The 20,602-nt window shown below is 39.2% G+C and carries 20 protein-coding genes and 4 pseudogenes; all 24 read left to right on the forward strand.

The features are described from left to right. Nucleotides 1-407 (forward strand): annotated as a pseudogene (locus AC2SLO_RS12595) (AAA family ATPase); the annotation flags it as partial. A gap of 161 nt (nucleotides 408-568) precedes the next feature. After that, nucleotides 569-1,684, forward strand: a pseudogene (ribBA, locus tag AC2SLO_RS12600) (bifunctional 3,4-dihydroxy-2-butanone-4-phosphate synthase/GTP cyclohydrolase II). Nucleotides 1,685-1,826: 142 nt separating this feature from the next. Continuing rightward, on the forward strand, nucleotides 1,827-2,861 hold the full coding sequence (locus tag AC2SLO_RS12605) for an alpha/beta fold hydrolase (protein ID WP_495637124.1): 1,035 nt from the start codon (nucleotides 1,827-1,829) through the stop codon (nucleotides 2,859-2,861). Nucleotides 2,862-2,934: 73 nt separating this feature from the next. After that, nucleotides 2,935-3,207, forward strand: coding sequence for a hypothetical protein (locus AC2SLO_RS12610; RefSeq protein WP_495637125.1), 273 nt, complete (start codon nucleotides 2,935-2,937; stop codon nucleotides 3,205-3,207). Next, nucleotides 3,185-4,423 carry a UvrD-helicase domain-containing protein gene (locus tag AC2SLO_RS12615; protein ID WP_495637138.1) on the forward strand — a complete coding sequence of 413 codons (1,239 nt, stop codon included), beginning with the start codon at nucleotides 3,185-3,187 and terminating at the stop codon, nucleotides 4,421-4,423. Before AC2SLO_RS12610 ends, AC2SLO_RS12615 begins: the two co-directional genes overlap by 23 nt. A 38-nt stretch (nucleotides 4,424-4,461) precedes the next feature. Next, nucleotides 4,462-5,073: a 3'-5' exonuclease gene (locus tag AC2SLO_RS12620; RefSeq protein WP_495637139.1), complete on the forward strand. Its 612-nt coding sequence runs from the start codon at nucleotides 4,462-4,464 to the stop codon at nucleotides 5,071-5,073. A 457-nt stretch (nucleotides 5,074-5,530) separates the two neighbouring features. Beyond that, the gene (locus AC2SLO_RS12625) at nucleotides 5,531-6,658 is read left to right on the forward strand and encodes a polysaccharide biosynthesis/export family protein (protein ID WP_495637126.1); all 1,128 of its coding nucleotides are present in this window, start codon (nucleotides 5,531-5,533) and stop codon (nucleotides 6,656-6,658) included. Between the two features lie 217 nt (nucleotides 6,659-6,875). Continuing rightward, nucleotides 6,876-7,310 (forward strand): low molecular weight protein-tyrosine-phosphatase, encoded by a 435-nt coding sequence (locus AC2SLO_RS12630; RefSeq protein ID WP_486541497.1) that lies wholly within the window; start codon nucleotides 6,876-6,878, stop codon nucleotides 7,308-7,310. Between the two features lie 110 nt (nucleotides 7,311-7,420). Further along, complete coding sequence (locus tag AC2SLO_RS12635; protein WP_495637127.1) at nucleotides 7,421-9,595, forward strand: polysaccharide biosynthesis tyrosine autokinase; 2,175 nt, start codon at nucleotides 7,421-7,423, stop codon at nucleotides 9,593-9,595. Further along, nucleotides 9,573-9,701: a hypothetical protein gene (locus tag AC2SLO_RS12640; protein ID WP_495637128.1), complete on the forward strand. Its 129-nt coding sequence runs from the start codon at nucleotides 9,573-9,575 to the stop codon at nucleotides 9,699-9,701. Before AC2SLO_RS12635 ends, AC2SLO_RS12640 begins: the two co-directional genes overlap by 23 nt. Nucleotides 9,702-9,795: 94 nt before the next feature. Next, nucleotides 9,796-10,824 carry a PglD-related sugar-binding protein gene (locus AC2SLO_RS12645; RefSeq protein ID WP_495637129.1) on the forward strand — a complete coding sequence of 343 codons (1,029 nt, stop codon included), beginning with the start codon at nucleotides 9,796-9,798 and terminating at the stop codon, nucleotides 10,822-10,824. Continuing rightward, nucleotides 10,775-11,077 carry a polysaccharide biosynthesis protein gene (locus AC2SLO_RS12650; protein ID WP_495637130.1) on the forward strand — a complete coding sequence of 101 codons (303 nt, stop codon included), beginning with the start codon at nucleotides 10,775-10,777 and terminating at the stop codon, nucleotides 11,075-11,077. Before AC2SLO_RS12645 ends, AC2SLO_RS12650 begins: the two co-directional genes overlap by 50 nt. Then, entirely contained in the window at nucleotides 11,043-11,810 is a 768-nt protein-coding gene (locus tag AC2SLO_RS12655) for a polysaccharide biosynthesis protein (protein WP_495637131.1), read from the forward strand. The genes AC2SLO_RS12650 and AC2SLO_RS12655 overlap by 35 nt, the downstream gene beginning before the upstream one ends. Nucleotides 11,811-11,879: 69 nt before the next feature. Then, nucleotides 11,880-13,166: a Vi polysaccharide biosynthesis UDP-N-acetylglucosamine C-6 dehydrogenase TviB gene (gene tviB / locus AC2SLO_RS12660; RefSeq protein WP_486541491.1), complete on the forward strand. Its 1,287-nt coding sequence runs from the start codon at nucleotides 11,880-11,882 to the stop codon at nucleotides 13,164-13,166. A gap of 67 nt (nucleotides 13,167-13,233) precedes the next feature. Further along, nucleotides 13,234-14,262, forward strand: coding sequence for an NAD-dependent epimerase/dehydratase family protein (locus tag AC2SLO_RS12665; RefSeq protein ID WP_486541489.1), 1,029 nt, complete (start codon nucleotides 13,234-13,236; stop codon nucleotides 14,260-14,262). A 3-nt stretch (nucleotides 14,263-14,265) separates the two neighbouring features. Continuing rightward, the gene (locus AC2SLO_RS12670) at nucleotides 14,266-14,562 is read left to right on the forward strand and encodes an oligosaccharide flippase family protein (protein WP_495637132.1); all 297 of its coding nucleotides are present in this window, start codon (nucleotides 14,266-14,268) and stop codon (nucleotides 14,560-14,562) included. 761 nt (nucleotides 14,563-15,323) lie between these two features. Next, nucleotides 15,324-15,506 (forward strand): hypothetical protein, encoded by a 183-nt coding sequence (locus AC2SLO_RS12675; RefSeq protein ID WP_495637133.1) that lies wholly within the window; start codon nucleotides 15,324-15,326, stop codon nucleotides 15,504-15,506. 258 nt (nucleotides 15,507-15,764) lie between these two features. Beyond that, complete coding sequence (locus AC2SLO_RS12680; protein WP_495637134.1) at nucleotides 15,765-15,959, forward strand: glycosyltransferase; 195 nt, start codon at nucleotides 15,765-15,767, stop codon at nucleotides 15,957-15,959. A 7-nt stretch (nucleotides 15,960-15,966) separates the two neighbouring features. After that, nucleotides 15,967-16,581 (forward strand): annotated as a pseudogene (locus AC2SLO_RS12685) (glycosyltransferase family protein); the annotation flags it as partial. A gap of 306 nt (nucleotides 16,582-16,887) precedes the next feature. Next, a complete protein-coding gene (locus tag AC2SLO_RS12690) occupies nucleotides 16,888-17,415 on the forward strand; it encodes a hypothetical protein (RefSeq protein WP_495637135.1) in 528 nt (175 codons plus the stop codon). 623 nt (nucleotides 17,416-18,038) lie between these two features. Beyond that, complete coding sequence (locus tag AC2SLO_RS12695; RefSeq protein WP_495637140.1) at nucleotides 18,039-18,341, forward strand: glycosyltransferase; 303 nt, start codon at nucleotides 18,039-18,041, stop codon at nucleotides 18,339-18,341. A 25-nt stretch (nucleotides 18,342-18,366) separates the two neighbouring features. After that, nucleotides 18,367-19,071, forward strand: coding sequence for a glycosyltransferase (locus AC2SLO_RS12700; protein ID WP_495637136.1), 705 nt, complete (start codon nucleotides 18,367-18,369; stop codon nucleotides 19,069-19,071). 51 nt (nucleotides 19,072-19,122) lie between these two features. Next, nucleotides 19,123-20,266: pseudogene (locus AC2SLO_RS12705) on the forward strand (glycosyltransferase family 4 protein). A gap of 123 nt (nucleotides 20,267-20,389) precedes the next feature. Next, nucleotides 20,390-20,602 (forward strand): sugar transferase (locus tag AC2SLO_RS12710; protein ID WP_495637137.1); only part of this gene is annotated, 213 nt, incomplete at its 3' end.

Genomic DNA, 20,602 nt, shown 5'->3' on the forward strand with positions numbered 1-20,602 from the left:
GGTAAAAATGATTGGCATGCCAGAAGCACGGATTATCTTGGGTCAAGTGGTGGTGTATTTAGCCACCTCTGCCAAGAGCAATAGCACTTATATGGCCATTAATAAAAGCCATGACATTGGCACAAAAAGACCAGTCGCCTGTTCCTTTGCATCTGCGTAACGGCGTCACTGGTCTGATGAAAGCACAAGGTTACGGTCAAGATTATGTCTACCCTCATGATTATCCAAATCATTATTATCCGCAGCAATATTTGCCTGACAATCTAATCGGTACTCAGTTTTATGAATATGCAGATAATCAACGCGAGCAGCACAGCTTACAATTTATGCAGTGGCTACAATCGCAGCCCAATACAAAAATCATCTTAGTGCTATTAGATCGTCTTAGTAGCATTAAATCATCTTAGTAGGGTTAATAAGAAGCTCAATCACACTGAATACGGTTAATCATTTCAATACCGTTGATTCATGGCAGTTAATGGCACTAAACCTCAGTTAGGGGTACAATGGTCGCCTATAAAATCCTTGACTAAACAACATTATTAAACAATAAAAGAGATCCATTGCTATGGCACTAGATAATATTAAAGACATCATTGAAGACATTCGTGAAGGCAAAATGGTCATCTTGATGGATGATGAAGACCGTGAAAACGAAGGCGATTTGATTATAGCAGCCACTCACATCAATCCTGAAGCCATTAACTTCATGATTACCCATGCACGCGGTTTGGTTTGTTTGACCTTGACCGAAGAGCGCTGCCGTCGTCTTGAATTACCGCTAATGAGTGACCGTAACCAAGCCAAATTTAGCACCAACTTCACAGTATCGATTGAAGCTGCTGAAGGCGTAACCACGGGTATTTCTGCTGCGGATCGCGCACGTACTGTTCAAGCTGCTGTATCGTCATCAGCAAAAGCAGAAGACATCGTACAACCCGGTCATATTTTCCCAATTATGGCGCAAAATGGCGGCGTTCTGCACCGTGCCGGCCATACTGAAGCAGGCTGCGACTTAGCCCGACTAGCCGGCCTTGAGCCAGCAGCGGTTATCGTTGAAATTATCAATCCAGATGGCACCATGGCCCGCCGTGATGACTTAGAAAAATTTGCCGCAGAGCATGACCTTAAAAATTGGTACCATTGCTGACTTGATTAACTACCGTATTGCCAATGAGCAAACCGTAAAAGAGGTGAATAAACGCCCTTTGAAACTGACTTTGGCACCTTCACCTTATATCAGTTCCAAGAATATGGTGCGTCAGAGACGCATTTAGCCTTAGTCAAAGGCGATCCAAGCGAAGGCGTGAGTACCGTACGTGTGCATGGCTTCCATCCTTTACGTGATTTATTCGCAGCTAAGCGTGATGAAACCGGCCGTAGTGGTTGGAGCGTGCAAAGCTCACTAAAAGAGATCAGTCAGTCTGAACGTGGTGTGTTGGTGTGGATTGGTAACAATGAGCCTGTAGATCTTGGGGAGGTATTAGAACGGGCGACCAATAATCAGTCGCTATCGACGTTATCTAATCAGCCTTACCGCAGTATTGGTGTTGGCGCACAAATTTTACGTCACCTAGGCGTGCGTGATATGCGTTTATTATCAACCCCGCTGAAATTCAACGCCCTATCTGGCTTTGATTTAAATGTGGTTGAATGTATTGACTCGCCAGACTTTAACGCTTAATGACAACAGCTATGCTTAAAGTATTGGGTAAAAAAGTCGTCAGTGGCAATCTATTAAATAGCTCCCTAGTAAAAAAACCCCTATTAAATAACGCCCTACTAAATAGCTCCCTATTAAATAGATTGCCACTAAACAGTCGCTGTTGCAGCCGTATCATCTACGTTTGCAACATGTGGTTGCGGATGATGGCTTCTTGATTCCAGTCAATGTGATTGGCGAAGGCGAACCTGTTTTGCTGTTACATGCCTTTGGGATGGACGCGCGGCAATTTCTGCCTTTTATTTTACCGCTAACAAAGCAGTTTCAATTTTATCTACCCCATTTGCGTGGTTGGGGACTTGCGGCTGATAGCCCTTCAACGCAGTTTGATTTTATTGAGCAATATGCCGATGATGTTGACGTGTTGCTTGAGCATATTTGTCATACTCATCAGGCTGAATCGATAGATGTGGCAGCGATTTCTATGGGTGCCTTAGTGATGTGGGCCTATTTTAATCGTCATCCGCACTCACCTGCTGCATCTGTTGATTTAATTAGCGCTCGTCAATCTACTATCAACAGTGACCGCCCAAACAACAGTACCCGCCCAAATCGAGTGCGTCGTTATCTAAATATTGACCAATCTCCGATTGTGCATAATCAGCCTGATTGGCAGGGTGGTGTTTTTGGCGATAAACAAGCGGAGGTCTTTGAACAGTTTAGTGACGTACTTGAGGCCACGCTACCTTATACCAATAAGTTAGACACTCAAAAAACAGCCATCACTGAGTTTAGCCATCTGCCTTATCCGGTTAAACAGCAAATCGTCAAAATGGAGACTGCTTTCTCCCTAATGTCAGTAGATCGCCCCTCATCGCGCTGGTTGGTGAATGCCATGGCCTATCAAGCGCCGCATAAACTGGCACTTTATGAGCACAAGACATGGCGACAGAAGCTGCATGGTCTAGAGGCTTACCTGACTCTACCTTATGATTATCGAGAAGCACTGACAACCTCGACACCCACTACGCTATTAATTGGCGGTCGGTCAAAGTTATATGACCCTGCTTGGCAATATAAAGTCGCAGACTCCCTACCTAATAGTACTGTTATTAAGATTGCACATTCCGGCCACGCTATACCTATGGATGCGCCGGTGCAATTCACTCATGCTCTTAAACAATTTTTGACCCAATAATCCAATTAGGGACACGCCCTACTTTATATTCCTTTTTGAACCCTTGACCGCCAATGACCCAAAAGGGGATACTATGACTGACACCTTATTTGACACCCATACCTATACTTATCCGCTGCTACATGATGACATCAGAGGTAAGATTGGTAACCTACGTCAGTCCATTGCAAAGCTTGAAGCCAATCTCATCACGCCAGAATCTATATCTGAAAACAATGATGACTCAAAGGTTGATGATTTAGAACTGTCTGTCGATTATCTTAATGAATTAAACCCAAGTCAGCGCTTGGCAGCGACTACTATTCAAGGCAAAAGCGCTTGTTATTGCTGGCGCCGGATCTGGTAAAACCAAAACCTTAACTTACCGAACCAGTTACCTGATTGAAAAAGGTGCAGCGCCGAATAGTATTCTATTGCTTACCTTTACCCGTAAAGCTACTAATGAGATTAAAAGTCGGGTCAAAACCTTACTGTCAGATCGCCTACCGGATAACCAAAACCCTAATGATATTACTAGTGGCACCTTTCACTCGTTTTGTAATATGCTGCTGCGTCGCTACTCGGGGCTGTTAGGCATTAACCCAAGATTCACTATTTTAGATACCGGTGACAGTGAGGATGCGATTGACCTTATTTGTAAAGAAAAAGGCTATTCTGCCAAAAACACCAAACAGGCCTTCCCGCGTAAAAAACGCCTGCAAAATATTATCTCTACTTCGCGCAATCGCCGCATCCTTATTCGTGATTTAATTGAAAATGACTATCCTGATTTAATCATTCATATAGATGCAATTGAACAATTGGCTCAAGAGTTTCATCATTATAAACGTGCCAATCACCTTTATGATTTTGATGACATTATCGGTCAAGTGGTCATGCACCTAAAGACTAACAAACAGTTCCGTAAAATCCTGCAAGACACTTACCGTCATGTGATGGTCGATGAGTATCAAGATACCAATATTCCGCAAAAGCAGCTGATTGACTATATCTGCGAGCCTGAAAATGTATCGTTAATGGTGGTCGGTGATGATAATCAGAGTATTTATGCCTTTCGCGGGGCTAATTATGAAAACATCCTGTTATTTGGCGACAGCTACCCAGAAGCTAAGCTGATCAAACTCGAGCAAAATTATCGCAGTACGCCCGCTGTGCTCGATTACGTCAATGCCTTATCGGAGCAAATCACTCTTGGCTATCAAAAGAAGCTCTTCTCAGATATGCCGATACAAGGACTTAAACCGTCCTTTTGTCGACGCAGTAATGAGACACAAGAGGCCAAATATATTGCTGATAAAATCATCGAATTAAAGCCCGAGCACGACTATAATGATTTCGCAGTACTGGGGCGCACCTCCTTTCAGTCTAGCCATATCCAGATAGAGTTTATGGAGCGCGGTATTCCTTTTATCGTAGTTGGCGGTATTAAGTTTATTGAAAAACGCCATATTAAAGACATCTTGGCATTGGTTAAAATATTATATAATCCCAATGACACTATTTCTTGGCACCGTATTTTGACGCTATTTAAAGGGTTGGTAGTGTTACAGCGACTAGACTGACCCAATCGATTAATCAGCAAGGCAACTCTTTAGAACCACTGCGCGACCCTAAGCTTAATAAAAATAATGAGCAGCTCGCTGAGTTGTATCATGTGCTCACTCAAGCCGAACAGGCTGAATCGATAACCGATATTATCAATAAACTGATTGAATTTTATATGCCGGTATTAAAGGCTATTGAAGATAATTGGCGTGAACGTGCTGAAGATTTTCGCGTACTTAAGAGCTTGGCGCAAGAGCATGCGAGTATTGAACGCTTTTTGGAGAACCTTGCGCTCGATCCGCCTAATGATTCTGTTGCCACCCAGGGCGAAGCTGCGGCGCAAGACAATGACGCAGTGACGATTTCGACGATTCACAGTGCAAAAGGACTTGAGTGGCCAGTGGTATTTATTAATGCCTTGGTAGATGGCTTAATGCCGCATCATCGCTCATTAGACGACTTTGAATCGTTAGAGGAAGAACGTAAACTGTTTTACGTTGCATGTAGTCGAGCCAAAACTCATTTGTATTTAACGGCGCCAAATTATTTTTCGAGCTTCTCAGGATATTTTGACAAAATCTCTCGGTTTATTAGCGAAGTGCCAAAAAATACAGTTGAGGTTGAAGAAGATGCCAAGACAAAAGTTACTGAGCCTGAATGGTGGTAGTGATCTCTTTAAGCACAATTTTCTTAGCTGACTAGGATTTGAGTATAAGATTTAAGTTATATTTAGAATAAGCCCATTGAAAGCAAGTTTATTGCTCCTAGTGCTATGACTACTACTCTAGCCTATATTTGAGCTTATTTTACTGCTATCGGCTCTACTATTAAATCCCTACTGCTATAGCAACTATCCTCTTTTTTATAGTAAGATACGCGCATATTGAGACAGCGCACTTAATTTAGTGTTAAAATAGCGGTAATAATGTATACATTTTGAGCACAGTTTATAAAGCATATAGACTTATTAAAGATCCAAGCTGTCTTATGTACTGAATTTAATGACGTATTTAAATTCAATTAATTGTATTAAGCTCAACAAGATAAGACCTATGCTGTTGTAAAGCGTCGTCGTAAAAAAGGTAGAGAAGTTAACATGAATGTTTTAAAAACGTCCTCAATCATTGCTTACTAGCACCACTTTAGCGGTGCTTATCGGGTTAACTTCAGGATGTACCAGTATAAACTCTGGTCTGCAATCTGGCGAACTACCACCACAAGGCGCCTTTATTGCAGACAATGGTATGCAATTTAATATTCAGCCATTAAGCTTAGCAAATTTACCTTCTTCACCCACTTATAGCGGTTTGAATAACAGTCATCCAGGCTTAGGGACGAAGAATTCACGCGTGCGTGAGTTATTGAGTGGGTCAAAATCTCGTGGCTCTGAATATCGTATCTCAACCAGTGATATCTTAAACATTAACCTGATTAGCTATCCGGAAATTACACCTCCTAATACGACATCCGTTAATGCATCTAACCCCTACGCATCAGGCTATCCTGTCGATCAACAAGGCTATATCCAGTTTCCATTGGTTGGCCGTGTTAAGGCCAGTGGACTCACCGTGAGTCAATTCACTGCCAGCTTACGTAGTCAACTACAGCGTTATTTAAAGTATCCTGACCCTCAAGTGAAGATCGTTAACTTCCGAGGCAGTAAATTCTTTATCGATGGCGAAGTGCGTCAACCCGGTGAGTTTAATATCGCGGATGCCCCAGTAACTCTATACAGTGCGATATCTTTAGCAGGTGGACAAACACCTGAAGGCGACACCAATAGTGTGGTATTAACACGTAATGGTACTCAGTATCATCTAGGCTTACGCGATCTACAAGAAATGGGCATATCTGCGAATCAAATCTATTTACAAGATGGTGATTCAGTCCATGTAAATAGCTTAGATCGTAATAAGGTATATGTATTGGGTGAATTCGGACAGATTGAACCAGTAGAAATACCTGAACAAGGGTTAACGCTAGCCCATGTTATGGGACAGTCACGCGGCTTAAACCCATTAACGGCAGATGCGGCAAAAATCTATATTGTTCGCGACCATGGTAACGCTTCTTATACTGATATATATTATGTTAATCTGCAAACGGTGACCAACTTGGCATTAGCCAATCGCTTTGAGATGCAGCCTAATGATATCGTCTATGTCGATCCTACTGGCTTAACGCGCTGGTCACGATTTATCAACTCGATCTTACCGTCATCAACCGCTATCCGTCAGTTAGCGACGCTGTAGATGGTCAACGCCGTTTAGTCTGTTTTAGCGTTTTGCAGTGTTTTTATGATTTCTTATGCATAGTTAGAATTTGTGGCGACTGGGTATCATTTATTCGCTTGCTGTACAGTAGTTCCAGAGGCTTCATAAATAATCCCTAGTCGCCTGAATCACCGAAATCTAGCTTTTTGCATAAGTTTTATATTTTTATTTGTTTTAATATTTTGAGTGGTACCCTATGGCATTTGACAATATATTGGTAGTTTGTATCGGCAATATCTGTCGTAGTCCCATGGCAGAAGCGTTATTAAAACAGCGCTTCCCCAATAAGCATATTGACTCTGCTGGTGTGGGCGCTTTGGTCGATCATCCTGCAGACCCTGCCTCTATTAAAATCATGGCAGAGCACAATGAGATCGATATTAGCGACCATGTGGCGAAACAGATCGATGATGATTTGGTACGCAAAGCAGATCTGATCTTTACCATGTCAGACAGTCAAACCAAATGGATCGAAGATCGTTGGCCGTTTTGTCGTGGTAAGACTTTTAAGTTGGGTCACTGGCGCGATAAAGACATTGCTGACCCCTATAAACATGAAATATCAGCATTTGAGACGGCGTATAACGACATCGTCACCAGTATCGACGACTGGCAAGATAAACTGGTGTAGGGTGTCTTGCTCTACATACGACGGGCAAACGACCTGCAAACATAGAGCCGTCTGAGCTAGTATAAACTTAACACTCGATTTAACCCCTGATTTAGATATAGCGAAACCCTATGAGCAAAACAGTGCCAAACCCTGCGACCAATACGACCACTCAACAGGACGATGAGATCGATCTGATTGCGCTATTGCTGACCTTATTACAAGGCTGGAAGATCATCCTTGGCTGTGCGTTAATCGGCCTGATACTAGGTTTTACTTATAGTCGATTTGTGCAGCCAACTTTCAAAACAGATGCGCTGATCCAAATCGATGATAAGTCTTCTGGCATCGCTGCATTAGGTAGCAACATCTCTGAACTGGTGGGTGAAAGTACCAGCCCTGCTGAGACTGAACGCGAGCTAATTAAGTCGCGTATGGTACTTGAGCCGGTAGTGGACAAGTTGCATCTAGATATAAGGGTTAGTGATCCTGCAATAGGCGCGCTAGATCGTATTGCTCAGTCAAGCGTCCCTACTCAGACTAGCACTGATAAAGGCGTGTTCTTAGAGACTGGAGACGGGCAAGTACAAATCGCAAACTTTGAGGTACCGTTGGCCTATCAAGGTAAAACGTTTAATCTGGTGAAAACAGATTCGGGGTTTGAGTTAAGTACAGAATTAAACAAAGAAACTGTTGCTTATACTGGTAACTTAGGAACACCAGTAACCATACGTACGCCAGAAGGTGATATACATATTCAAGTTACTGCATTACCAGCAGTAGGCCATACCATTAGTATCAGCAATCTGTCAACGCCCTCTGCTATTGACGCACTCAGTCAAAATTTATCCGTTTCTGAGCGTGGTAAGCAAACCGGTATTGTTCAACTGACGCTCACTGGCAACGATCAAAAACAAGTGAGCCGAGTATTGTCCAATGTGGTGCAATCTTACGTGGATCAAAACTTAGCGCGTGGTTCTCAGCAAACCACGACGACGATTGAGTTTATGGAGTCTCAGATTCCTCAGTTAAAAGAAAAGCTCGAGCAAGCGGAAGAGGCTTTTAATAAGTTTCGCGAAGAGTACGGCACCATTGATGTTAGTAAAGAGTCGGAAATACTGCTAGAAGAGAGTGCGCAAATAGAGCGGCAATTAAGTGAGCTTAACTTAAAGCAAGCCGAGCTGTTGACCTATTATACTGACGAGCATCCGTTAGTCATTCAGATCAATGACCAACTGGAAGTGCTTAATGCACGTCGTCAAGAAATAAAAGATACCTTATCCGGTCTACCGGAAGTACAGCGTCAGTTCTTACAGTTATCACAAGATATGGATATCAATCGTGAAATTTATCTGACCATGCTGAAGAACTACGAGCAGCTTAAGATTGCGCGCGCCGGTGAGATTGGTTATGTACGGGTGGTCGATATGCCGATTAGTACCTACAAACCTATTGCGCCTAAAAAGCTACAAATTTGGGTATTGGCATTACTACTAGGTACAATGCTGGGTACTTTACTGGTATTTCTTAAGAGCTTACTGCGTAATACGGTTAAAGATCCGGAGCGTTTGGAAGCCAAGACGGGCGTACCAGTTATCGCCACTATTCCACGCTCTAAGACCTCCTTTAATCTCAGTAAAAACAATAATAAAAATAACCGCCGTCTACTTGCAACCGTCGAGCACGATGGACTGAGCTATGAAGGCATAAAAAGCCTACGTACAGCGCTTATGTTTGCCATGCCACCTGTGAGTAAGATAACGACTGTACTGGGTGATAGAAACCAACTACACGATGAACAGTTAACTCATCGCAAGCCTGGTAAAGTCATTGTGGTCAGTGGTGAATCGCCTGGTATTGGTAAGTCCTTTATTGCGTCTAACTTAGCAGAGACGTTTTCTCAGTTAAATAAAAAGGTGCTGATTATCGATGGTGATATGCGTCGTGGTGAGCTACATCATATCTTTACTGTCAATCATAATATGGGACTTGGTGACTACTTAACGGACTCAGCTGGGTTGACTATTGCTGACTATATACAGCCGACTAGCTTTGAATTTATTGACTTTATGCCACGAGGTAAACATCCGAATAACCCTGCTTCGCTGTTGTCCACTGATAAATTTGCGACTATGGTGCTACAGTTAGTATCTGTCTATGATTATATTATTATTGACACGCCGCCTATCTTAGCCGTATCGGATGCGATGATTACCGCACAGTATGCGGATAAAGTACTGATTGTGGTACGCTATAATGATTCTATTGAAGGACAGGTCTCTTATGCGATTAATCAAAATGCATAAGGCTAATATCACGGTAGATGGTATCGTGCTAAATGATGTGGTACAAGGCATCACTGACAAATATAGCTACCACTATAACTATGCGTATGGTAATTCGAAAGACTAGCAAGTTAGTATGTCCCTTGAAGCAAGGTAAATGCTAACTGTTAGTCACTCCGTGTTAATCTAATAGACCAGAACATCAAACTAGCGATATCAAAATGCGACACAATCCTAATAAAAGCCGTCATGATAAAAATGGTATTAGTAATAGAAGCCAAACTCACAATAGTGAGGCAGTAGTAAATCAACATACTGAGTTTGGTCAACCTACTGTGCTAAAAAAAGTTGCTGAATGGCTATTAGAATTACCGCGCCCCGCTAAGCAAGCGGTTTTGCTAACGGTTGATTATGCGGTTTCAATACTGTGTTTATTTTTGGCGTTGTCTTTACGTCAAGGGGTGCTCGATGTCAACGCCAGTCCTTTATTGGTCTCTTTATATGGTTTAGTACCTATCGTAGGTCTATACCTCATTGGCTTTTACCGCGGCGTGACACGTATATTCTTTGATACTGATATGCGTAAGGTATTGCTGCTGTTTGTGGGGATATTGATCCTATTTACGGTGGCTTATCTGTTAGAAGGCATTAGCAGTATCCCGCGTTCCGTGCCGCTACTCTATTTATTTATGTTGTTTATATGGCTATGGAGCAGTCGTCTTATCTTCCGCGACTTACTGCTGCGCCTACAGGGTAAGCCTGTTTACTATACGGATGGTCACGGTACATCTGATCGAGATAAGGTCATTATCTATGGGGCGGGGACGTCCGGTACAGCCTTGCTAGATGCCTTACAAACTTCCCCACGCTATCAAGTGGTAGCCTTTGTCGATGATGATAATGGTCTCACTGGTGGACGTATCTTAAACAAAAAGATTTACCCTGCCACTCACATTGAGAAACTGGTTTCTGACCTAAATGTGGCGCAGGTGTTTTTGGCTATGCCCTCCGTCAGTCGCCAACGTCGACGTGACATCATAGATCGCCTTACCGAAATGTCAGTCAAAATCAAGCAACTGCCTAGCCTACATGATATCGCAGAAGGTAAAGTCACGGTCAGTACCATGCGCCGAGTGGATATCCTTGATGTACTGGATCGACAAACGGTAGAACCCGATCAAAAACTACTGGCTAAAAATATTGAAAACAAGAAATGTATTAGTCACTGGCGCTGGTGGCTCTATCGGTAGTGAACTGTGTCGGCAGATTATTAAAAATAGTCCTAAATGTTTGGTCCTCTATGAGTTGTCTGAATATGCGCTATATGCCATCCATCAAGATCTACTTGCTTGGCAAGCTCAACATCCTGATCATCCCCATACTGAGATCATTGCTTTACTCGGTAATGTAAACAACCAAGATAAGTTAATTAAAGTATTTAATCAGTATGACATACAGACGGTATACCATGCTGCAGCGTATAAACACGTCCCCTATTGTTGAATTTAACCCCTTTGAAGGGGCGATTAATAATGCTAAGGGCACTTATCACTGTGTTAACGCGGCGGTAGAGTCAAAAGTTGAAACTTTTGTATTGATATCTACTGATAAAGCAGTACGTCCTACCAATATTATGGGTGCTTCTAAACGACTGGCAGAGCTGGTGTGTCAAGGGTTTAGTGAGCAAAAGAGCAGTACGACTATTAGTATGGTTCGCTTTGGTAATGTATTAGGTTCATCAGGATCCGTGGTGCCCCTATTTACTAAGCAAATTGCAAAGGGCGGGCCCATTACGGTAACCCATCCTGAAGTAACACGCTACTTTATGACCATACCTGAAGCTGCGAACCTAGTGATCCAAGCAGGCGCAATGGCACAAGGCGGGGAAGTATTTGTACTGGATATGGGTAATCCTGTTAAGATAGTTGATCTGGCACGACGTATGATTCATCTCAGTGGCTATGAGATAAAAGACGATACACATCCCGAAGGTGATATTGAAATAGTATTTAGTGGCCTGCGTCCTGGCGAAAAGCTGTATGAAGAGCTGATTATAGGGGATGACAATATTGAACCAACTGTCCATCCACTGATCATGCAAGCTCGTGAGCACAGCTTTGAATTGAAAGAGATTGAAGCAACATTATCTGAATTATCTACTCGTTCACAACATCATGATGTCAATTGGTTAAAACACCAATTTATCCATTATGTAGACGGCTATAAGCCCAACTGATATAAAGTATCTCAAAAATCTATTAAATATATTTAATACTAAAAAAAACTCTAAATTGAAAGGTGATCCATGTTAAATCTTGAAGACCTTAAGATTGCAGTTATAGGACTAGGCTATGTCGGCTTACCTTTGGCAGTCGAATTCGGAAAAAATTATTCTGTCATTGGCTTTGATATTAATCAAAATAGAATATCAGAGCTTCATTCTGGAACCGATCATACCTTAGAAGTGAGTGAAGAAGAGCTAGCTAGTGCTAAACATTTAGAGTTTAGTTCAACTATTAGGGACCTTGAAGACTGTAACTTTTATATCGTCACTGTTCCCACCCCTATCGATGCCTATAAACAACCCGACTTAACCCCTTTAATTAAAGCTTCTACTGCCATTGGTAGTGTACTTAAAAAGGGCGATATTGTGGTTTACGAATCAACCGTTTACCCTGGCGCAACTGAGGAAGTGTGTATCCCTGAATTAGAACATAGCTCAGGACTTAAATTTAACCAAGACTTCTATGCAGGTTATAGCCCTGAGCGTATTAATCCAGGTGATAAAGAACATCGAGTGACTAACATTCTAAAAGTTACCGCAGGCTCAACGACTGAAGTGGCTGATTTAGTCGATCAGGTATACAACTTAATAATTACTGCTGGCACACATAAGGCGCCTTCTATTAAAGTCGCTGAAGCGGCTAAGGTTATTGAAAATACCCAGCGTGATGTGAATATTGCTTTAATTAATGAACTGGCAGTAATCTTCAATAAAATGGGGATTGATACCGAAGCAGTATTAACTGCTGCTGGTACTAAATGGAACTTCCTACCTTTCCGACCAGGTCTGGTGGGAGGACACTGTATCGGTGTAGACCCTTACTACTTGACTCATAAAGCACAAGCGATTGGTTATAACCCAGAAATTATATTAGCGGGTCGTCGACTTAATGATAGTATGGGCGAATATGTCGTTACGCAGTTAGTAAAAACTATGATTAAAAAACGCATTCAAGTTGAGGGTGCGAGGGTTTTAATATTAGGATTGAGTTTTAAAGAAAACTGTCCTGATGTGCGCAATACCAAAGTGATTGATATCGTTCATGAGCTTGCAGAGTACAACATCGACGTTGATGTCTACGATCCTTGGGTAGATGCTAATGAGGCTCAACATGAGTATGACATTACTCCTATTAATGACATTGCTAATCTAGAACGAAATAGCTACGATGGCATTATCTTGGCAGTGGCTCATAATCAGTTCGTTGAAATGGGTGTAGATAAAATTCGAGCACTAGGTAATCAGAATCATGTACTTTATGATTTAAAATATCTATTTGATAGTGAGCTGAGTGATATTCGTTTGTAAAAAGCTCACAACTATAGAGTAAACCCTATATCTGCTGAATTTATGAAATATAAAAGAGTAACATTCTATGACCCAATACCAAAAAATTCAACAAGACCTAATTGCCACTCCTAAGACTTGGCTTGTCACAGGGGTTGCAGGCTTTATTGGCTCAAACCTTCTTGAGACGTTATTAAAGCTCAACCAAACTGTAGTTGGGTTAGATAACTTTGCTACTGGTTATCAGAAAAACTTAGATGAAGTGCAAAGCTTAGTATCTGCTGAACAATGGCAACGTTTTAGATTTATTGAAGGTGATATTCGTAACTTCACAGACTGTCAAAAGGTCTGCTCAGGTGTTGATTACGTACTTCATCAAGCAGCTCTTGGTTCAGTACCTCGCTCACTTGCTGACCCTATTACGACTAATGAGGTCAACATCTCAGGCTTCTTGAATATGCTAACCGCTGCGCGTGATGCAGAAGTCAAAAGCTTTACATATGCCGCTAGTAGCTCAACCTATGGTGACCACCCTGGCCTACCCAAAGTTGAAGACAAAATTGGTAAGCCGTTGTCTCCTTATGCGGTCACGAAATATGTGAATGAGCTTTATGCCGATGTCTTCGCTCGCTCATATGGTTTCAAGAGCATTGGTTTACGCTACTTCAATGTCTTTGGTCGTCGCCAAGATCCAGACGGTGCTTATGCAGCAGTAATCCCTAAGTGGACTGCTGCCATGATCAAGAATGATACGGTATTCATCAATGGTGATGGCGATACCAGCCGCGACTTCTGCTATATCGAAAATACGGTACAAGCCAATATATTAGCGGCGACAACTCAAAATGAAGACGCTACCAATCAAGTGTATAACGTAGCAGTTGGTGATCGCACTACGCTGAATGAACTGTTTAATGCCATTAGATCTGCATTAGCAGATAATGATGTAACCTACGAGCAGGAACCAACTTATCGCGACTTCAGACCAGGGGATGTGCGTCACAGTCAAGCCGATGTAAGTAAAGCCAACAGCCTACTCGGATATGAGCCGAAATTTAAAATCTCTCAAGGCATTGATAAAGCCATGATTTGGTATTTAAAGAATCAGGATCAATAATTAATGCGATCGATACTTTACCTAATCTTTAGTGTCTTTATAGGTGCTGGCTCAGGTTTTCTTGTACAGCTATATTTAGCTAAAGTGCTGTCCGTTAATGATTATGGTATTTATACGTCTGTAATCAACTTAGTCAACTTAGTAGCACCCATTGTAGCCTTCGGGGTTACAAGCTTTTTATTACGTGCCTATTCCGAGGAAGGTAAGTATGCATCAAGATGGATGAAAAGCAGTTATTCAGAAGTTGGTAATAACTACAACACTGGGATTTGTGATCTTACAAGGTTGGTCTTATTATAAAAACGGGCTTGAAAACTACTTCATAATCTATTGCTTTTTTTTCTTATATATGATATCTATTTCATATAATTCATTTACGACTCTTAAGTACCAACTCGAGGAAAACTATAAGCTGTTGTCGATATGGCAATTGGCGCCTAAACTACTAATGTTAGTTTCCTTAGTTTTAGTACTGACTATAAGAACTCCTAGCATTTATAATGTAGCAGTCGCATATAGTTTATCAGCGATAATAGTGGTATTGATGTCTATTATAAGCCTTAAGCAATTAACTAAGGCTGAATTAGCGCTTAAAACACCTAGTAGTTCTAAGTTAAATGATGATGAAGTTAGCCTACTTAAATTATTGAAAAATTCATATCCTTACGGACTCTCTGGATTGTTTTACTTAATATATTACCAGAGCGATATATTAATATTAAGCTATTATTTAGATTATACAGAAGTAGGTTACTATGGCTTCTCTTTAGTATTTGTAACAGCTGTATGTCTCATCCCGGGAGTTTATTTCTTAACTTTCAGATTAAAAAAAGATTCATACCTTAGCTACGGCTAATAAAGCTGCTCTAAAACATACATACAAGAACCATATTAAGTATAGTCTTATAGTAGGGGGCTTATTCTTTCTTACATTTATAGTCTGCATAAAGCCTTTTATAACCGTTGTATTTGGTGACAAATACATTCCCGCGCTTTATATTCTTTATTCCTTAGCAGTATATATCCCTATAAAGTTTTTAACATTGAATTCTGATTCAATAATGCACACCAAAGACTTAATCGATACTAAAGTTAAAATTATGGGAGCTGCAGCTTTGTTGAACTTAATTATTAACTTTATTACTATCCCTATCTTTGGGACCATAGGTGCAGTAACTTCAACAATCGTTACAGAAATATTTCTATTTTTTGCTTTCCATGCTGCTTTGAGTCGTAAATTATAAATAACCAAGTTTCATTTAAGCTTTCTTTTAAGAGTGCTGATAAACACATAAGCTAATGTTCCGCAATATTTAATATAGGAATGTAGCAATAGTTTGATTTAAAAAATGTACCTCTAAGAACTTAAACAACAGTAGAAGTTTCCTTTACCAATTAATTATCACTTAACTCGATTAGTAACATATATCTTTTTATTCATTTTTCAAACTTATTTAGATATTAGTTTTATCGATAAACTCAAGAAAAGAGCAAACCTTAAAATGATAACAGTAATTACGCCTACTTATAACAGAGCCCATACCCTGCCAATTCTTTACGAATCACTTATAAAACAGACATCAAAAAACTTTGAATGGCTCATCATCGATGACGGAAGCATCGATAATACTACAGAAACTATTAAAAGTTTTATTGCTGAAGATAAAATTCAGATAAGATACTTTAGAAAAAGATAATGGCGGTAAACATACCGCTTTAAATATGGCTTTTAAAAAAGTTGTTACAGAGTGGGTATTAATTGTTGATAGTGATGATTGGCTGAAAAACGATGCAATTGAGTATCTAGATATAGAAGCATCCAAACTTAGCAATGATTATATATCTATTTCTTTTCTAAGGGCCTATCCAGATGGAAAAACAATAGGTGACAAATTTGATAATCCAAAAGAATTAAACACCTATTTAGATAGGATTTATCAAAATATTTCGGGCGATAAAGCAGATCTTATAAGGACAGGTTCTCTAAATGGCTTTTTCTTTCCTGAATTTGATGGTGAGAACTTTATGGCAGAATCTCCCATGTTCTTATGGCTTAGTAAAAAAGGTATGACTAAGTTTATAAACTTTAAAGGCTATATTTGTGAATACTTAGACGGTGGCCTAACTGATAATAGTATTAAAAACAGATATCGCTGTATAAACTCAACGTTATACGTTTATAAAAATCAATATAAGCATTACTCTAAATTTAAACTAAAGTTCCGAGCAGCTTCTAATTGGTGGCGATTTAAAAACTTCCGAAGATACTCATCAGGTTTCTGTTCCTATACTTTATTTACCCGCTGGGCTACTTCTTAATATAAAAGATAGAATACAAAATAAAATCTCCTGAATCATATTGATTTAATTACTTTTAGATAATTTAAGTTATCAAACTAAAAAATAATATACTATGAGCAATTATGGGCAACATTCAATATATTTTTTTCATTACTAATGCAGTAACAACTATCTCTCTATTACTTTTTGTGGTGAGAAAGTTTGATTTTATTGCTGTCTATATTCTTATATTATTTTTATATAGTGTTGTTTTATTCTTCGGAGTTATCGTTAATCCTTATTCTGGACAATATATAAGTGCATCTCCGGATATTTTTTGTAGTAATGGGGCTTGCATATCTTGGCTCCAGTATAGTATTGCTAACCACTAGAACTAACTACCCTATCAAACACCTACAACCCGCAAGTATAGATAAAACTGGATTAAAGGTTATTTTGTTTTTTTCACTTATTGGCTTATTTCTTTATATGCCGATACTGCTTTCGTCTACGAATAAAAAAGAAATTTCAGAAGGAACAGGTAATTTATTGTATTTTATTCTTTATTCTTATTTTCCTGTAGCAGGTTTTTTACTTGCTCTTAAGACAAAAAGCAAATCATTTCTGATTATTTTTAGTTTACTTCTACTTTCATCACTAGTATACGGAGGAAGAGTTGCTTTCACAACTGCGGTTCTCGGGGCCTGTATCTTGTTATTAGAAAACAATCGCCTTAGATTAATATCTAAATACAAACTTGTTATATCAGGTCTTGTAGCCTTATTAGTACTCATATTAAGTAAGCGTCTTTACAGTTATATACTCTTCTACGGAATAAATGAAGGCTTATTGTTATGGTTAGAAAAACTTTGATATATCATATTTACTTTCAGGTAGTGAGTTTTTATCTACTTCTCAAATCCTTGATTATGTTTTAGTTAATAATTATAAGTCAGATAAGATCTATTACTTTTATTCTTTTCTAGCCTTACTGCCTATCCCAACCAGTCTATTTGGATACTCCTTCTTCATATTTTAATGACCATTTTCAGCCATCTTTATTTTATGGTTTAGATTATGGTCTTGCTTATAATGTGTGGGGCAGAAGCCTATGCATCATTTGGGTATGGTGGTGTTGTATTTATATCAATTTTCATACCTTTAATTCTTAGTCTCTTATGGCGGACATACTCAAGTATGAGAAGTAACTTCATGTCTGTTATAATACTTATCATCGGTGTCACTATAGGCTTTTGGATTCAGAGAAACTCTTTAGGGTCTATTTCAGCATATATCAGGAATATTTTTTACCCATTAATTATCGTTTATTTTATTACCACTCTGGTTCATAAACTATTAAAAATAAGTAGACTTAACTTTATACAAACTAATCCTTTAGTCCATTCTTTACAATTTTTAGGCACCCTTATTACTAACGATTACTAATTGAGCTGAGCACAGGTATGAAAATATTAATGATAGTAACTGGATTAGGGATGGGCGGGGCTGAGCACTTAGTTACCAGCTTATCTGATGAGCTTGTAAATCGTGGACATGACGTCAAGATAATATATTTAACTGGAAAAGCAGTTGTTCAGCCTAAAAATAAGTCTGTTCAGCTTATACCCGTTAATATGAATGGGCCTAAAGATTTTGTTCACGCATATGCTGTTATACGTAATATTATTAAGAACTATAAGCCTGATGTAGTTCATAGCCATATGTATCACGCAAATATAATCTCGAGACTAGTCCAGGTTATCCATTCGTATTCCAAAGCTGATATGTACATCACATAGCAGTAATGAAGGTGGGACGCTTAGAATGTTATCCTACCGTTTTACACAGAATCTTGCAGACTTATCCACGAATGTGAGTCATGATGCGGTTAGCTCACTAATTGCGAAAGGCGCAGTTAAAGAAAATAATATTACTTGTATTCCAAATGGAATTGATATCCATAAGTTCACACACGATGATAATTATAGAGAAATAAAACGCAAACAATTAGATGTCGGTAATAAGCTGATGCTTTTAGCGGTAGGTAGATTTCATGAAGCTAAAGACTATCCTAATTTGTTTGAGTCAATTGCCAAACTGATAAAAGTTCGGAAAGACTTTAAACTATACATCGTCGGTGACGGCCCCCTTAAAGATGAATTTGTTAATCAGATTCAGAAGTTACAAATCTCAAACTTTATTGAATTTTTAGGTGAAAGAAAAGATATTCAGCAACTTATGTCTGCATGTGATTTATATGTTATGTCCTCCGCTTGGGAAGGGCTACCTATGGTTATATTAGAAGCTATGTCTACTGAATGTTTAATCGTTTCCACTGATTGTGGCGGCGTGGCTGAAGCTTTAGGGGAAACCGGCTTTCTTGTAGAACCTAAAAATAATAATGCCTTGTCCGACGCTATAAACAGAGCTTTAAACTTGACAGCAGAGGAACGTCAATTATTAGGCAAAAAAGCTAGAGAGCGTGTAAAGATAAATTTTCTCTTTCTTCTAATGCAGATGCATACCTAGAGATTTATCTCAACTAACTAACCTTTAAACTTCAAAAAGCACTAACTCCTAATGAAACTATTAATTATTGCAAGTCATCCAGTCTCCATTTTAAAATTTCGTGGCCATTTGATTCAGGCTATTAAAAATAGAGGTTATGAAATTCATATAGCTACTCCTCTCTTTGACAGCTACCCTAATGTTTTAAAAGAACTAGAAGCCTTAGGCTACATTACTCATAACATTTCAATGCAACGCACAGGAACAAACCCTATAGCTGATTTAAATACTCTAAATCACTCTATTCTCTTATGAGAACTATACAGCCAGAATACATACTTACATATACAATCAAACCTGTAATTTATGGAATGTTAGCAGCATGGGCAGCTAAAGTACCTCATAGATTTGCTCTAATTACTGGGACTTGGCTATGCTTTTCAGGAAGTAGAAGAGAGCGGAAAACGTAGCTATTTTCAAAGAGCTATTCATGAATTATATCGCCAAGCTTTGTCTAAAACTGAAAAAGTATTTTTTCAAAACCCAGATGACCTTAATTTATTTAAAAAAATTAAAATTAATTAATAATAAAACATCTGCAGTAGTTGTGAATGGTTCTGGTGTTGATATCTCTGAATATAACATTAACGATGCTCCATTACCTAAAATCAACAATCAGCCTGAAATAAGATTTCTATTAATCGCACGTTTATTAATAGATAAAGGTATTCGTGAGTATGCAAATGCTGCGAGAATCCTAAAATATAAATATCCACACATTAACTTTGATTTAGTTGGTTATATTGACTCGAATCCATCAGCTATAACACAACAAGAGCTCGACAGTTGGATTAAAGAAGGTCTATTCAATTTTTGGGGTCGATTGAGTGATGTTAAACCAGCTATTGTTGCAAGCTCTATATATGTATTACCTTCATATCGTGAAGGGACTCCTCGTACAGTACTTGAAGCTATGGCCATGGGAAGACCTATAATTACTACTGATGCGCCTGGCTGTCGTGAAACGGTTATTAATGGCTATAATGGATTCTTAGTCCCAGTTAAAGCAGTCAATGATCTTGTTGAGGCCATGGAAAAATTTATTCTTAATCCTGAACTCATAAGATCAATGGGTGAGGCTTCACGTAAAATTGCAGAAGATAAATTTGATGTCCATAGTGTTAATCGAGTGATGATAAATGAAATGGATCTATAATAGAACAATGCAATTAACAGTAATTATATAGTTCTGTATTATATTTAAGTTTTAGTAGATTTATCATTGACTGTTATTAAACTTGTTTAATTATTAATTTAAGATTGAGTTAGGGAGCCTTGAATGTATGAAGTTTACTATAAAAGACTGCTAGATTTCCTGTTCGCCACCTTTGGAATTGTAGTATTAAGCCCTGTATTTTTAGCAACAATGGTAGCTTTATACTACTCTAATGAGGGTAAGCCCTTCTTCATTCAGGAACGGCCAGGGAAAGATGAAAAAACTTTTAAATTAATTAAGTTTAAAACAATGAATGATAAAAAAGACTCCGAAGGG

It is taken from the genome of Psychrobacter sp. CX14, assembly GCF_057396205.2.